General features: G+C 65.3%; 13 protein-coding genes. 2 read left to right on the forward strand and 11 right to left on the reverse strand.

What is annotated here, in order from left to right; all coding sequences use genetic code 11:
* The first annotated feature begins 99 nt into the window (after positions 1-99).
* Positions 100-498 (forward strand): rhodanese-like domain-containing protein, encoded by a 399-nt coding sequence (locus tag ACT9TC_RS02590; RefSeq protein WP_458041892.1) that lies wholly within the window; start codon positions 100-102, stop codon positions 496-498.
* A 33-nt stretch (positions 499-531) separates the two neighbouring features.
* On the opposite strand, the gene ACT9TC_RS02595 is transcribed toward ACT9TC_RS02590, so the two are convergent.
* The 6 genes from ACT9TC_RS02595 to ACT9TC_RS02620 form a co-directional block, all read right to left on the reverse strand.
* Positions 532-1,365 (reverse strand): PP2C family protein-serine/threonine phosphatase, encoded by an 834-nt coding sequence (locus ACT9TC_RS02595; protein ID WP_458041893.1) that lies wholly within the window; start codon positions 1,363-1,365, stop codon positions 532-534.
* On the reverse strand, positions 1,326-1,760 hold the full coding sequence (locus ACT9TC_RS02600; protein WP_458041894.1) for a cytochrome c oxidase subunit 4: 435 nt from the start codon (positions 1,758-1,760) through the stop codon (positions 1,326-1,328). Before ACT9TC_RS02600 ends, ACT9TC_RS02595 begins: the two co-directional genes overlap by 40 nt.
* A 1-nt stretch (position 1,761) precedes the next feature.
* Positions 1,762-3,519, reverse strand: coding sequence for an aa3-type cytochrome oxidase subunit I (gene ctaD / locus ACT9TC_RS02605; RefSeq protein WP_458041895.1), 1,758 nt, complete (start codon positions 3,517-3,519; stop codon positions 1,762-1,764).
* Positions 3,520-3,524: 5 nt separating this feature from the next.
* Complete coding sequence (gene ctaC, locus ACT9TC_RS02610) at positions 3,525-4,430, reverse strand: aa3-type cytochrome oxidase subunit II (RefSeq protein ID WP_458041896.1); 906 nt, start codon at positions 4,428-4,430, stop codon at positions 3,525-3,527.
* Positions 4,431-4,537: 107 nt separating this feature from the next.
* Positions 4,538-4,912 carry an iron-sulfur cluster insertion protein ErpA gene (gene erpA, locus ACT9TC_RS02615; RefSeq protein ID WP_458041897.1) on the reverse strand — a complete coding sequence of 125 codons (375 nt, stop codon included), beginning with the start codon at positions 4,910-4,912 and terminating at the stop codon, positions 4,538-4,540.
* 22 nt (positions 4,913-4,934) lie between these two features.
* A complete protein-coding gene (locus ACT9TC_RS02620) occupies positions 4,935-6,332 on the reverse strand; it encodes a M20/M25/M40 family metallo-hydrolase (RefSeq protein WP_458041898.1) in 1,398 nt (465 codons plus the stop codon).
* Positions 6,333-6,382: 50 nt separating this feature from the next.
* On the opposite strand from ACT9TC_RS02620, the gene ACT9TC_RS02625 reads away from it, so the two are divergent.
* On the forward strand, positions 6,383-6,952 hold the full coding sequence (locus ACT9TC_RS02625; RefSeq protein ID WP_458041899.1) for a DUF3043 domain-containing protein: 570 nt from the start codon (positions 6,383-6,385) through the stop codon (positions 6,950-6,952).
* 180 nt (positions 6,953-7,132) lie between these two features.
* Here the strand turns inward: ACT9TC_RS02625 and ACT9TC_RS02630 are convergent, their stop codons facing one another.
* From ACT9TC_RS02630 to dnaE, 5 genes are all read right to left on the reverse strand, one after another.
* Positions 7,133-8,155 carry a quinone-dependent dihydroorotate dehydrogenase gene (locus tag ACT9TC_RS02630; RefSeq protein ID WP_458041900.1) on the reverse strand — a complete coding sequence of 341 codons (1,023 nt, stop codon included), beginning with the start codon at positions 8,153-8,155 and terminating at the stop codon, positions 7,133-7,135.
* Positions 8,156-8,171: 16 nt separating this feature from the next.
* On the reverse strand, positions 8,172-8,657 hold the full coding sequence (nrdR, locus tag ACT9TC_RS02635; protein ID WP_458041901.1) for a transcriptional regulator NrdR: 486 nt from the start codon (positions 8,655-8,657) through the stop codon (positions 8,172-8,174).
* A gap of 60 nt (positions 8,658-8,717) precedes the next feature.
* Positions 8,718-10,034 (reverse strand): histidinol dehydrogenase, encoded by a 1,317-nt coding sequence (gene hisD / locus ACT9TC_RS02640; RefSeq protein WP_458041902.1) that lies wholly within the window; start codon positions 10,032-10,034, stop codon positions 8,718-8,720.
* Between the two features lie 21 nt (positions 10,035-10,055).
* Positions 10,056-11,096 (reverse strand): hypothetical protein, encoded by a 1,041-nt coding sequence (locus ACT9TC_RS02645; protein ID WP_458041903.1) that lies wholly within the window; start codon positions 11,094-11,096, stop codon positions 10,056-10,058.
* A gap of 61 nt (positions 11,097-11,157) precedes the next feature.
* Positions 11,158-14,628 (reverse strand): DNA polymerase III subunit alpha, encoded by a 3,471-nt coding sequence (gene dnaE / locus ACT9TC_RS02650; RefSeq protein WP_458042848.1) that lies wholly within the window; start codon positions 14,626-14,628, stop codon positions 11,158-11,160.
* Between the last annotated feature and the right edge of the window lie 5 nt (positions 14,629-14,633).

Here is a 14,633-nt window from a genome sequence, read left to right on the forward strand (position 1 = left end):
TTTTCTCGGTAGGCCCTCGAGACGGCTCGGCGGTCTTCCAACGCCAGTTGGCAGTTGTGCATCTCACTGCGCTGCTGTGTGAGCCGTACGGTCTTACACATGACCGACGCGATCACCTACTTCTCCGCTCGTCTTGCTCACGAGACAGATCCTTCTGATGTGTACGCCGCCCAACGCGCCGGCGAGGATCTCGTGCTCGTCGACGTCCGCGGGGACGAGGCCTGGGCGCAAGGCAGGATCGTCGGAGCCGTGCACGTGCCGTATCGGGACATCCCCGACCGCATTGCCGAGTTCGATCCGGCCGTTCCCGTTGTGGTCTACTGCTGGAGTCCCGGGTGCAACGCGGGCAGCAAAGGCGCCCTCGCCTTCGCGAGTCTGGGGTATTCCGTTCGCGAGATGATCGGCGGTTACGAGTACTGGGTACGCGAAGGGCAGCCGACGGAAGACGATGAGGGTCCGCTCGCCCGAACGTTCGACGCGCTCACCATGGTCGTGTAGCGCACCTGAACCTCGAGCAGGGAAGAAGAACGCTCAGGCGATCGCAGAAATCTCCGCGAGGCGGTCGGCAGCCGCGCCGGCGAACCGCGGACCCACATCCGCGGGGGCCCGCCCGGGCACGATGTCACAGACGACAGCCGTCGCATTGTCATGGGTACCCGCTTGCAGCGCCCAGGTCACGAGAGCGTCCACCGTGTCCTCGGGGTCCGCAAACTCGCTCAGCGTGTCTCTGAGCAGCTCTTCGGGGAGATAGTCCGAGATGCCGTCGCTACACAACAACCAACGGTCCCCTCCGCGCGGGCTGAGGTGACTCACCGTGAGTGCCTCACCGTCGCGCGGGTCACCGTGGAAAGAAGCCGTCACGACATTCCGCCGCGGGTGACTGAGAGCATCCCGAGCCGAGATGGCGCCAGTATCGACGAGGTGCTGGACCCACGAATCGTCCCGAGTCTGACGTGACAGATTTCCGTCACGCAGGAGGTATCCGCGGGAGTCTCCCACATGGGCAAGGAAGAGTTCGGTGCCGGAGAGGAACAGACCCGTGAATGTCGTTGCCATGCCTGCGACGGATGGCTCTGCCCGCCCGCGAGCACGGAGGTCCCCGTTTGAGCGGCCCAATAGGCTGCGCGCACGGGCCTCCGACTCGACGGCTCGAGACGACGACGCGACCTGATGGATGAGGACTGCCGCAGCAATGTCGCCCGCGGGGCCCCCACCGACGCCGTCGGCAACCGCGGCTGCGAAAGGCGCCACGAACGCGGCGTCCTCATTACCCGACCGATGAGGTCCGATGTCAGAGAGAACGGCCGCGCTCAATGAGAGCGTCATCAATGGGCGAAGTAGCCCCGGTAATACTCGTAGACCCATCCAACGATCGCAACCAGGAAGATGGCGAATCCGATGGGAACCAGCCACGAGCCGACGGCCAAGCCGATGATCGCGACGCCCGCGGAGAACGCGAGCACGATCGGCCACCACGACCAGGGGCTGAACTCACCGAGCTCGGGGTCTCCGTCGTCGACATCCGAGGTCAGGATGTCTTCGGGTAGTTCGCCGCCCTGCGACTTGTGGACGCGCTGCAGATACCAGGCGATGAGGGCCGCCATCAGGGCGCTGAAAACAAGAGCTACCCCTCCGACCCACTCGATCGCGTTGTACCAGCTCAGCTGCGGATGAGCGAGGATGTTCCAGCCGATGTAGACGACCCCGATCAGCAGGAAGAAGCCAGCGAGCAGCCACCAGAGTACGACATTCGACCGCACGTTACTTCACCTCTCCATCGGCCAGATCCACAGTAGGCGCGGCGGGCGCGTCCTTTGCCGGCCCCACGCCGACGGGAATACCGGCCTCGGGGTGGTTCAGGTCGAACGCTGGGCGCTCGCTGCGGATGCGCGGAATCGAGGTGAAGTTGTGGCGCGGCGGCGGGCACGACGTCGCCCACTCGAGCGATGCGCCGTATCCCCACGGGTCGTTGACGGTGACCTTCGGAGCCTTGCGTGCGGTGATCCACACGTTCAGCAGGAACGGCAGCATGGAAACTGCCAAGATCATGGCGCCAACCGTCGAAACCTGGTTCTGCCAGGTCCAGCCATCCTCCTGGGCGTAGTCCGCATAGCGACGCGGCATACCATCCACGCCGAGCCAATGCTGGATGAGGAAGGTCATGTGGAAGCCGATGAACAGCAACCAGAAGTGCACGTACCCGAGACGCTCATTAAGCATCCGCCCGGTGAATTTCGGCCACCAGAAGTAGAAGCCGGCGAACATCGCGAACACCACCGTACCGAACACCACGTAGTGGAAGTGCGCGACCACGAAGTAGGAGTCGGACAGCGCAAAGTCGAGGGGGGGCGATGCCAGGATGACGCCGGTCAGGCCGCCGAAGACGAACGTGATCAAGAAGCCGAGCGCGAACACCATGGGCGTCTCGAACGTCACCGATCCTCGCCACATGGTGCCGATCCAGTTGAAGATCTTCACACCCGTTGGCACGGCGATCAGCATCGTCATCAAAGCGAAGAACGGCAACAGCACGGAGCCGGTGACGTACATGTGGTGCGCCCACACAGCCACAGAAAGTGCAGCGATCGCGATCGTCGCGTAGACGAGCGTCTTGTATCCGAAGATCGGCTTGCGCGAGAAGACGGGGAAGATCTCGGACACGATGCCGAAGAACGGCAGCGCGATGATGTACACCTCGGGGTGGCCGAAGAACCAGAACAGGTGCTGCCAGAGCAGCGCGCCGCCGTTCTCCGGGTCGAAGATGTGGGCCCCGAGCACGCGGTCGGCGCCGGCGGCGAGGATCGCGGCAGCGAGAACCGGGAACGCCATCAGGACGAGGAGGCTCGTGACGAGGGTGTTCCAGGTGAAGATCGGCATGCGCCACATCGTCATACCCGGGGCACGCATCGTGATGATCGTCGTGATGAAGTTGACCGCGCCGAGAATGGTGCCGAAGCCGCTCATGCCCAGCCCGAGCATCCAGAGATTGCCCCCGACGCCTGGCGAGAACGTCGCACTCGCGAGTGGTTGATAGGCGAACCATCCGAATGATGCGGCACCCTGGGGGGTGAGGAAGCCCGACACCGCGATGGTCGAGCCGAAGAGGAAGAGCCAGAACGCGAAGGCGTTGAGGCGCGGGAATGCGACGTCGGGCGCGCCGATCTGCAGCGGCATGATCACGTTTGCAAATCCGGCGAACAGCGGCGTCGCGAACATCAGCAACATGATCGTGCCGTGCATCGTGAACAGCTGGTTGTATTGCTCCTTCGTCGGGATGACCTGCATACCCGGCGCGAAGAGCTCGGCACGGATGATCAGCGCCATCACTCCGCCGAGGAGGAAGAAGATGAACGAGGCGATCAGGTACATGTACCCGATGGTCTTGTGGTCGGTGGATGTAATCCACTTGACGACGATGTTGCCTTTCTGCTCCACCCGAGACGTGCTGAGCAGAGCCGCCTGGCGCGGCGGGAGCGTTGTCGTTCGCCCGGATTCCTGGAGGGGGAGAGTCGTGGCCACGGCGGTCAGCCTTCCTCGGTGCCGACGACGTCGGCTGTATTTCCACCCGTGCCGGGCAGATTGCTGTTGCGGTCGTATTGCGTGATGTCGCCGGTCTGTCCTGCGGCACGAAGCGTGTCGAGGTAGTCCTCGTACTCGTCCTCGCTCACGACCTCGACGTTGAAAAGCATTGCGGAGTGGTACTCGCCGCACAGTTCGGCGCACTTTCCGGCGAACGTACCCTCACGGGTGGGGACGAAGGACCATTCGTTCTCACGGCCGGGGATCATGTCCTTCTTGTACAAGAAGTCGATGACCCAGAAAGAGTGGATGACATCGCGCGAACGAAGTTCGATCTTGACCGTCTTATTGACCGGCAGAACGAGCGTCGGCAGGGAGTCCCGGTCGACGTCACCGTTCGCCGCGGGCTGAGTCTGCACCCCCATTGTCCAGACGGCGTCGGAACTGTCCTCGTCATCGCCGTTGTACTGGAAGTCCCACGCCCACTGCTTGCCGATCGCGACGATCGAGACATCCGGGTCGTCGTATTGCGTTTCGAGGATCGTTTGGTCTCTTGCCGTGAAGGCGAAGAAGCCCAGGACGAGGACGAACGGAACGAGCGTGTAGAAGATCTCGATCGGCATGTTGTACCGAAGCTGCACCGGAAGGCCGGTCTGGCCCTTGCGGCGCCGGTACGCGACCATCGCGAAGAGTGTCAGGCCCCAGGTGATCACACCAACGACGAGTAGAACGATCCAGGAGTTGACCCAGAGCCCCGACACCATCTCGGTGCGGTTCGTCGCCTGCACACCATCGTCGGTGAAGCCCGGGAGATACCCGTTGAGCTCGGTGGTCGTGCATCCTGCAAGGAGGAATGCTGCCGTGATCCCGACCGGGATAGCGGCCCAGCGGAGGCGGCGTTTGAGGCGCACGATTCACCTTTCGGACGCGGGTGTGACGTGCCCAAGTCTAGGGCAACCTCACATGCGATTCAGGACACTCACCCAGCGCGCGCACCGATTGTGATGCGCTCGTGAGGCTAGTGGAAGCTGTCGCCGCAGGCGCAACTGCCCGCGGCGTTGGGGTTGTCGATCGTGAAGCCCTGCTCCGAGATCGTGTCTTTGAAATCGATGGCTGCGCCGTCGAGATACGGAATGCTCATGTTGTCGACGATGACCTCGACGCCATCGAAGTCGACGGTCTCGTCGCCGTCGAGATAGCGCTCGTCGAAGTAGAGCTGGTAGATGAGTCCGGAGCATCCCCCGGGCTGAACAGCGACGCGAAGACGCAGGTCATCGCGGCCTTCCTGCTCGAGCAGGCTCTTGACCTTCAAGGCCGCGGCCTCGGTGAGGTTGACGCCGTGCGGGCGGGTCTCGGTGGTCGTTGCGGTGGGAACGATCGTGGTGTCTGTCATTGTCAGTCCTCCTGTTGCGAGTCTACCCGCGACCTCGGTCGTCGAGGGCGCGCAACAGCAACGCCTCGCTCACGATCGCGTGGCGGAACGTCTCCAGGTGTAGGGATTCGTTCGGGCTGTGCGCCCGCGAATGCGGGTCCTCGACACCGGTGACGAGAATCTGCGCCTCGGGGAATTCGCGCACTAGATCCGAGATGAAGGGGATGCTGCCGCCCACACCGATGTCGACGGGATCGACGCCGTATCCCTCGGCGAAGGCATCCCGCACCGCCGCGACGGCCCACCCCGACGTGTCGACGAGAAAACCGTCCCCCAGATCGACGTCGGAGAAGCTCAGCTCGGCGCCGAACGGCGCGTTCGCGCGCAGGTGCGATTCGAGAGCGGCGTACGCGTCGGCGGCTTTCTGGCCCGGTGCGACGCGGGCACTGATCACGACCGAGACCTCGGGAGTCAGCGTGTTCGAGGCGGCCTCGACACTCGTGAAGTCCGTGCCGATGACCGTGACCGCGGGGCGATTCCAGATGCGCGACAGGATGTCTCCGGCGCCGGCCGGCGAGACACCCGGGAGAAGACCGGCCTCCTCGCGCAGGGTGTTCTCGGAGTAGTCGGGTGTCTGCGCCTCACGCGCCGACACACCCTCGACCGCGACCGTGCCATCGGCGTCCCACAACGTCGACAACAGCTTGATCGTGGCGAGCATCGCGTCAGGCACTGCACCCCCGAACATTCCGGAATGCGAAGCGTGGTCGAGGGTTCGGACGCGCATCGTGAACCGCGCGTTTCCGCGCAGCGACACGGTCAGTGCCGGTGTGTCCGAATCCCAGTTACCCGAATCGGCGACCACGATCACGTCAGCGCGGAGTGCGTCGCGATTGTCGGCGAGGAACTGGGCGAAGGAGCGGGAACCGTATTCCTCCTCACCCTCCACGAACAGGACGACGCCGAGTTCGAGCTCACCCTCCGTGCTGGCCCGCAGCGCCCGGAGCGCCGCAATGTGCGCCATGATGCCGGCCTTGTCATCGGCCGCGCCGCGGCCGTACAGGCGTCCGTCGCGAACGGTCGGTTCGAACGGCGGAGAATCCCAGAGCGCGTCATCGCCCGGTGGCTGCACGTCGTGGTGAGCGTAGAGGAGCACCGTCGGGGCGTCCCCGCGTGCTGCCCGCGTGGCCAGAACGGCGGGCTGACCCACCTCCCCCGTTCCGGGGATCTCGGCACGGAGGATCCGCACGTCGTCGAACACCCCCGTATCCCCGGCAAGGCGCGCAACCTCATCCGCACTCCGCTCCAGCTGGGTCTGATCGAATGCCGGCCAGGCGATGCCCGGGATACGGACGAGGGCACCGAGGTCGGCCAGAGCCGGAGCGATTCCATCCTCGACAGCGGTACGGAGTGGGGACGGGGGGACTTCCGATGCGTGCATGCGGGTAATCTTATGGGTGAGTACTTCACCCCGACCTGCGAGGAAACATCGTGGCCAACTCCCCCGCCCCCGTGCCGAGCGACGAGGATTCCGCCGCGGTCGGTGCCGGAAAAGGGCGCGCTACCCCGACGCGCGCCGAGCGTGAGGCCGTGCGTCGACGCCCCCTCGTGGCGGATACGAAAGAGGCCAAGCAGCGTGCCCGCGCCGAGCTCGCTGCCAAGCGGGACCAAGCTCGTGCCGGCATGGCCAAGGGCGACGAGCGCTACCTCCCCGCCCGCGACAAGGGACCGCAGCGCAAATTCCTGCGCGACTATGTCGACGGGGGCTGGCACCTCGCCGAGTTCGTGATGCCGGCCATGATCGTCGTGATCTTGCTGACCTTCATTCAGAACACCTACATCCAGTACTACGCGTTCATCGCATTGTGGGGCTTCATCCTGCTCGTCATCCTCGACATGGTTTTGACGGGGTGGCGCGCCAAGCGAGCCATCCGCGCCAAGTTCGGTGCCGACAAGCTCGAGCGCGGTACGGCCTGGTACGCGGCCATGCGCTCCATGCAGATGCGCTTCCTGCGCTTGCCGAAGCCGCAGGTGCGCCGCGGGGGCAAGCCCATCGCCTGATCGACTCTGTCGACCCGGTCGCGACTCGCTTCGTTGCACCCGCGCTCGCGTTCACAATTCAGTCCCGCGGGCGACCCGTCGCAGGGTGACACCCGGAATATCGGGGAACCGCGAGCGTACCTCGCGCAGATCTCCTGAATTACGAACGCGTCGCGACGCCCAAGGGCAGACGCGACTGACTCAGACGCGGGCGAGCGTGCGGTTGATCTGTCGGGCCCAGAACGGGCCGCGGTAGAGGAACGCGGTATACCCCTGCACGAGGGTGGCACCCGCAGCCAAGCGCTCACGCACATCCGCGCCACTCTCGACGCCGCCGACGGAGATCACACAGAACTCCGCGGGAACGGATGCCCGAACGACGCGAAGCACTTCGAGCGAGCGCTCACGCAATGGAGCGCCTGAGAGCCCGCCTGCGCCTGCGGCCGCGACGACCGTGGGGGCGGTCCGGAGGCCCGCACGCGAGAGCGTCGTGTTGGTGGCGATGAGCCCGTCGAGCCCGAGCTCGACCGCGAGAAGAGCGATCTCGCGCACTTCGTCGTCCTCGAGGTCCGGGGCGATCTTCACGAGCAGCGGTGTCTGGCCCGCGGCATCCTTGACCGCGCGCAGCAACGGCGCGAGCGTTTCCACGGCCTGCAGGGCGCGCAAGCCCGGCGTATTCGGGGACGAGACGTTCACGGCCAGATAGTCCGCAAGGGGCGCCAGGAGTGTCGCGCTGCGGACGTAGTCGGCCGTCGCGTCCGCGACATCGACCACGCGACTCTTGCCGATGTTGATGCCGATCACCGGCCGGTCACGGCGCCGACGGAGCTTCGCGATGCGAGCGGCAGCCGCATCCGCTCCCCCGTTGTTGAAACCCATGCGGTTGATGACGGCGCGATCCGGGATGAGTCGGAAAAGACGCGGACGGGGGTTTCCGTCCTGCGGGATGGCGGTCAGCGTGCCGACCTCGACATGCCCGAAGCCGAGAGCACCGAGCCCGAGAACGCCGACCGCGTCCTTGTCGAACCCAGCGGCGACTCCGAAGGGCGAGGGAAAGTCGATGCCCAGGGCTCGCGTCCGCAGCGAAGGCGCGGGGTGAGTGACTCGGCGGACCAGGGTCGAGAACGGGCGCACGCCTGCGGCACGGACGACCCGCATCCCCAGGTGATGCGCCGTCTCGGGGTCAAAGCGCGAGAGCACGACGGAGAAAAGGACGCGATACATCCCACCCCGTTCCGATTCACGCACGGGGCACGTCGCCGTCGAATCCGGGGGCCGCGACGCGATCCGCGCGCAGGTCGCCGATCGCCGTCTCGAAATCGTCGAGGGATTCGAAAGCCTGATAGACGCTGGCGAATCGTAGATAAGCGACCATGTCAAGGGCTCGAAGCGGACCGAGGATGGCCAGTCCGATCTCGTTCGTGTCGACCTGGGATGCGCCCGTCTGCCGAACTGCCTCTTCGACCTTCTGCGCGAGCATGGCGAGATCTGCCTCGGTCACGGGACGGCCCTGACACGCCTTGCGCACACCCGACATGACCTTCTCGCGGCTGAAAGGCTCGATGACCCCGGACCGCTTGATGACGTTGAGGCTCGCGGTCTCGATCGTCGAGAAACGACCACCGCATTCGGGGCATTGCCTGCGGCGACGAATCGAGAGCCCGTCATCGCTCGTGCGCGAATCGATCACGCGCGAGTCGGGATGCCGACAGAAGGGGCAGTGCATATCTCGTGGTCCTCGCTAGATGGCAGCGTCGGTGGGTGGCGGAGTCGTTGAATAGCGCAGTCAGATCGCGGATGCTTCGGAGCCCGGCGCGAACCGTGCGGTCACGGCCTCGCCGTGCGCGGGCAGTGCCTCGGCGTCGGCCAGCGCGACGATCGCGTCGGCAACGCCGGCAAGAGCATCCCGGTCGTACGCGATGATCTGCTGCGCACGCAAGAACGTCTGCGCGCCGAGCCCGGCCGCATAACGCGCCTGGCCGCCGGTGGGCAGAACGTGGTTGCTCCCCGCGAGATAGTCCCCGAGACTCACGGGCGAGTTCGCTCCGAGGAAGATCGCACCGGCATTGGTCAAGTCGGGCAACAGCCCCTCGGGGTCGCGGGTCTGGACCTCGAGGTGCTCGGGGGCATACGCGTTACTGAACGCCACCGCCGCGGCCAGATCGTCCACCAGCACGATCGCGGATTGTGTACCCGCGAGTGCCGTACGCACGCGCTCCGCGTGCCGGGTGCGCGAGGTGACATCCTGAACCGCCGAGCGGACAGCCTCGGCCAGGTCGGCCGAATCCGTCACGAGGACGGCTCCAGCCTGCTCGTCGTGCTCGGCCTGACTGACCAGATCTGCCGCCACCAGTACTGCGTCGGCTGAATCGTCGGCGATCACGAGAATCTCGGTCGCACCCGCCTCGGAGTCGGTCCCGACGACGCCCGCGACGTGACGCTTCGCCGCGGCGACGTAGTTGTTACCGGGACCCGTGACGACGTCGACAGGGTCGAGAGCGATGTCGGCGACGCCGTACGCGAGCGCAGCGATCGCCCCCGCGCCACCGATCGCATAGACCTCGTCTACGCCGAGCAGACCCGCCGCGGCGAGGATGGTCGGGTGCACCTTGCCGTCACTGCGTTGAGCGGGCGAAGCGAGCGCCACGGCGCTGACTCCGGCGACCTGTGCGGGCACGACGTTCATGACGACGCTCGACGGATAGACCGCCTTGCCGCCGGGAACGTAGACACCGACCCGGCGGACCGGCTGCCAGCGCTGCGTGACGCGCGCGCCCGGCGCGAGCTCGGTGACAACCGGCGGCGGAACCTGCGCGGCCGACGCACGCCGGACGTTCGCGATGGCGCGTTCGAGCGCGTCTCGGACATCGGCATCGAGCCCTTCGACCGCGGCGTCGATGTCGGCGCGCAGAACGCGGAGGGTGTGTCCGGTGACACCATCGAACTTCTCGGCCTGCTCGCGCAGGGCGGCTTCGCCGCGGTCGCGGACGTCGGCGACGAGTTCGCCGGCGACTCGCAGGGCGTTGTCGCGAGCTTCGGTCGCGCGCGGAACGAGTGCCGCGGCATCGCGCGCGGCAGTGCCGCGGAGGTCGATCGTGCGCATCCTCCCAGGCTACCCGGCGGATCAGCCCCGGGTGACTCCCGAGACGTCGTAGAGCACGCCCACACGACCGTCCTCATGCTGCACGACGAAGCTCGACCCGCGATCCGCGATCACAAGCGCCCACGCCGTCGGCCCGATGCGGAACACCGGAGCGCCGGTACGCTCGTCGACTACATCGCGTTCGACCGGTGACAACGCCCAGAAGGGGCGCGAAGCCGCCGCGGGCGCCGCATCCGTCACCGGCTGCGCGCCGGTTTCCGTCGCTCCGCGCGCGTACGCCGGGGTAGGGCTCCACCCACCCGTGTCGACGACGCCCGTGTCGCCCGTGGACGGCTCGGCGTCGTCCAGCGCATACGAGCCGATCGGGTAGCCGCCCGTAGCCTGCGCGGCTCCATCACCGGAAACGGGAGCGAAGGACTCCGGTGCCGGTTCGGGCCGGGGGCGAGCCACGACGGCCCGGACTGCTCGTGCATTGCGATGCGCGGGCGCTGCGGGTCGACCGCGGAAATCCTCGTCGAACGGCGCGATGAACGGAGCGAAGACGGAGAGCAGAACCAGGGCCAGGAAGACGATCAGCTCCACCCACACGACCCACGTCGTGTACCAGGCGCGGTCGTCGACGACCGCGGCGATGGTGTTCCAGATGTACGAGAGCCAGATGACGCTCGAAACCGAGAAAGCAACGGATGCGAACTGATCGACGCCGAGCGAGCCCACACGGCGAATCCCGTCGGGCGAGAAGCGGCGCAGGACGATCAGGAATACTGCGACCGTCGGTACGCCGATCGTGAGCACCCAATCGATGCCACTCATCCAGACGGAGCGGAAGGGGAGCTGGAGGACAGAGAAGAACGAGATGATGAAGGCCACGGCCCACAGCCCGACGATCGCGACCTCGCGGATCGTGAAGGGGCCGACGCCATATTGGGGCGCCTCTTCCGGCTCGCTCTCGGTTGCCGAGTCGAACTCCTCGCCATCGGTCTCGGTCGCGTCGGGCTCCGGAGCGGAGACCAGCGAAGCCGCGAGATCCCTCTCGTCGTCTGTCCGGTTCTCGTCGGTCATAACCATCCCCTTTCGCACGACGCCGTCGGCGCCCCGGCTACCTTACCTCGCGGACATCCGCTCAGCCCAGGCATCCGGGTCCGAGCAAAGACTTCAGTTCTCCGTACAGATCCGCGGTCACCTTGACGGGATGCGGCACCTCGAAAACCTTCGCCACGTCACCCTTGGTGAGCTTCATCCGCACCTCGGTCTCGCCGCGGTGCCGATCGAGCACGACAGCCAGATCGGTGATGACCGAGTGGGTTGCGCGGTGCTCGGCAAGGATTAGTTCGAGCGCTCCCCCGGCATCCACGGCACCCAGATCGGGAACCATCGCCGAGACGGCGTGCAGGTTGAGTCCGTCATCGCGGCGGGACACACGACCGCGCACCACGAGGATGGCGTCGGCCTGCAGTAGCGGCTGGTATTCGGTGTACGTCTTGCCCATGAACATGACGTTCACCTCGCCGTTGAAGTCCTCGACGGTGACCATGCCGTACGGGTTTCCGCTCGATTTCGCGACGCGGTGCTGGACGCTCGTCAGCAGCCCCGCGACGGTCACCTGCTCACCGTCGCTCAACTCTTCGGACGTGAGCAGATCGTTGATCGACATCGACGCGTGCTTGGCCAGCGGCATCTCGAGACCCGCCAAAGGGTGATCCGAAACGTACAGGCCGAGCATCTCGCGCTCGAAGGCCAACTTGTCCTTCTTCGTCCACTCGGGGCGCTCGGGAACCTTCGCCGGCATGATGTCTTCGGTTTCGTCGTACAGGCTGTCGAAGTCGAACCCGATCGCCCCCGTGGCAGCCTTGCGCTTGGTTTCGACCGCTGCTTCGGCCGCGCTCTCGTGAATATCCATGAGCGCGCGACGCGTCGATCCCAGCGAGTCGAACGCGCCCGCCTTGATCAGCGACTCGACCGTGCGTTTGTTCGCGACATGCGCCGGAACCTTGGTGAGGAAGTCGTGGAAGCTCACGAAGCTGTCATCGGCGCGCGATGCGACGATGCCCTCGACGACGTTCGAGCCGACGTTGCGGATGGCACCGAGCCCGAAGCGGATGTCATCGCCCACGGCCGCGAAGTACTTGATCGACTCCCCCACGTCGGGCGGCAGCACCTTCATTCCCATTCGCCGACACTCGTTGAGATAGATCGCGAGCTTGTCCTTCGAGTCACCGACGCTCGTCAGCAACGCCGCCATGTACTCGGCCGGATAGTGCGCCTTCAGGTAGGCCGTCCAGTACGAGACCATGCCGTACGCGGCGGAGTGAGCCTTGTTGAAGGCGTAGTCCGAGAACGGCAGCAGAATGTCCCACAGAGTCTTGACCGCAGCATCCGAATAGCCGTTTGCGTGCATGCCCGCTTGGAAGCCCTCGTACTGCTTGTCGAGCTCGGACTTCTTCTTCTTGCCCATCGCGCGACGCAGGATGTCGGCCTGTCCGAGGCTGAACCCCGCGACCTTCTGCGCGATCGCCATGACCTGCTCTTGATAGATGATCAGCCCGTAACTCGTGCTGAGGATCTCGGCCAGCGCCTCTTCGAGTTCGGGGTGGATCGGCGTGATCTCTTGCAGGCCGTTCTTGCGCAGTGCGTAGTTCGTGTGGGAGTTGGCACCCATCGGGCCGGGTCGATAGAGCGCGATGACGGCCGAGATGTCTTCGAAGTTGTCGGGCTTGAGCAGCCGGAGAAGGCTGCGCATCGGCCCGCCGTCGAGCTGGAACACACCGAGGGTGTCGCCCCGCGTGAGGAGTTCGTACGCGGCCCCGTCGTCGAGTTCGAGGTCTTCGAGCACGACCTTCTCTCCCCGGTTGACGACGATGTTATCGAGCGCGTCGTCGATGATCGTGAGGTTGCGAAGACCGAGGAAGTCCATCTTGATCAGGCCGAGCGCCTCGCACGACGGGTAATCGAACTGCGTGACGATCTGGCCGTCCTGCTCGCGCTTCATGATCGGGATGATGTCGATCAGCGGTTCGGAGGACATGATCACGCCGGCTGCGTGCACGCCCCACTGGCGTTTGAGGTTCTCGAGTCCCACGGCCGTGTCGAACACCGTCTTGGCCTCGGGATCGGTCTCGATGAGGACGCGGAACTCTGATGCCTCTTTGAAACGGGGATGGTTCTTGTCGAACATGCCCTCCAGGGGCATGTCCTTACCCATGACGGGTGGCGGCATCGCCTTCGTGAGCTTCTCGCCCATGCTGAACGGGAATCCGAGCACCCGCCCGGCATCTTTGAGCGCCTGCTTGGCCTTGATCGTGCCGTACGTGACGATCTGCGCGACGCGTTCGTCGCCGTACTTCTCGGTCACGTACTGAATGACCTCGCCGCGGCGACGGTCATCGAAGTCGACGTCGAAGTCGGGCATCGAGACGCGGTCGGGGTTGAGGAAGCGCTCGAAGATCAGCCCGTGCCGGAGCGGATCCAGGTCGGTGATCTTCATGGCATAGGCGGCCATGGAACCGGCACCGGAACCACGCCCGGGGCCGACTCGAATGCCGTTCTCTTTCGCCCAGTTGATGAAGTCGGCGACGACGAGGAAGTAGCCCGGGAAGCCCATCTGCAAGATGACCTGGGTCTCGTACTCTGCCTGTGCGCGCACCTCGGTCGGGATGCCCGCGGGATATCGGTGTTCGAGGCCCTTCTCAACCTCCTTGACGAACCAGGAGTCTTCGCTCTCACCAGGGGGCACTGGGAAGCGCGGCATGTAGTTGGCCGAAGTGTTGAACTCGACCTCGCAGCGCTCGGCGATCAGCAGGGTGTTGTCGCACGCCTCCGGGTGATCACGGAAGATCTGGCGCATCTCGGCCGCCGACTTGACGTAGTAGCCGTCGCCGTCGAATTTGAAGCGCTTGGGGTCGTCGAGCGTCGAACCGGACTGGACGCACAGGAGTGCTGCGTGGCTCGTCGCATCGTGTTGATGCGTGTAGTGCAGGTCGTTCGTGCCGACAAGCGGGATGTCGAGCTCTTTCGAGATCTTGATGAGATCGCCCATCACGCGCCGCTCGATCGAGAGGCCGTGATCCATGATCTCGGTGAAGTAGTTCTCCTTGCCGAAGATGTCCTGGAACTCCGCGGCTGCGGCTCTTGCGGCGTCGTACTGCCCGAGCCGGAGTCGCGTCTGCACTTCCCCGGACGGGCAGCCCGTCGTGGCGATGAGTCCCTTGCTGTAAGTCTGCAGAAGTTCGCGGTCCATGCGCGGCTTGAAGTAGTACCCCTCCATGCTCGCTTTGGAACTGAGGCGGAAGAGGTTGTGCATGCCCTCGGTGCTCTGCGAGAGCAGGGTCATGTGCGTGTATGCGCCCGATCCCGAGACATCATCGCCGGCCTGGTCTGGTCCGCCCCAGCGCACTCGTGCCTTGTCGCTGCGGTGCGTGCCGGGGGTGACGTAGGCCTCGATGCCGATGATCGGCTTGATGCCGGCGTCTTTCGCCGCTTTGTAGAACTCGAACGCCGCGAAGGTGTTGCCATGGTCGGTGACGGCGATGGCCGGCATGCCCTGCGCGACGGCCTCTTGGACCATCGGCCCGATTCGAGCGGCCCCGTCGAGCATCGAAT

The organism is Microbacterium sp. HM-570 (assembly GCF_054165885.1).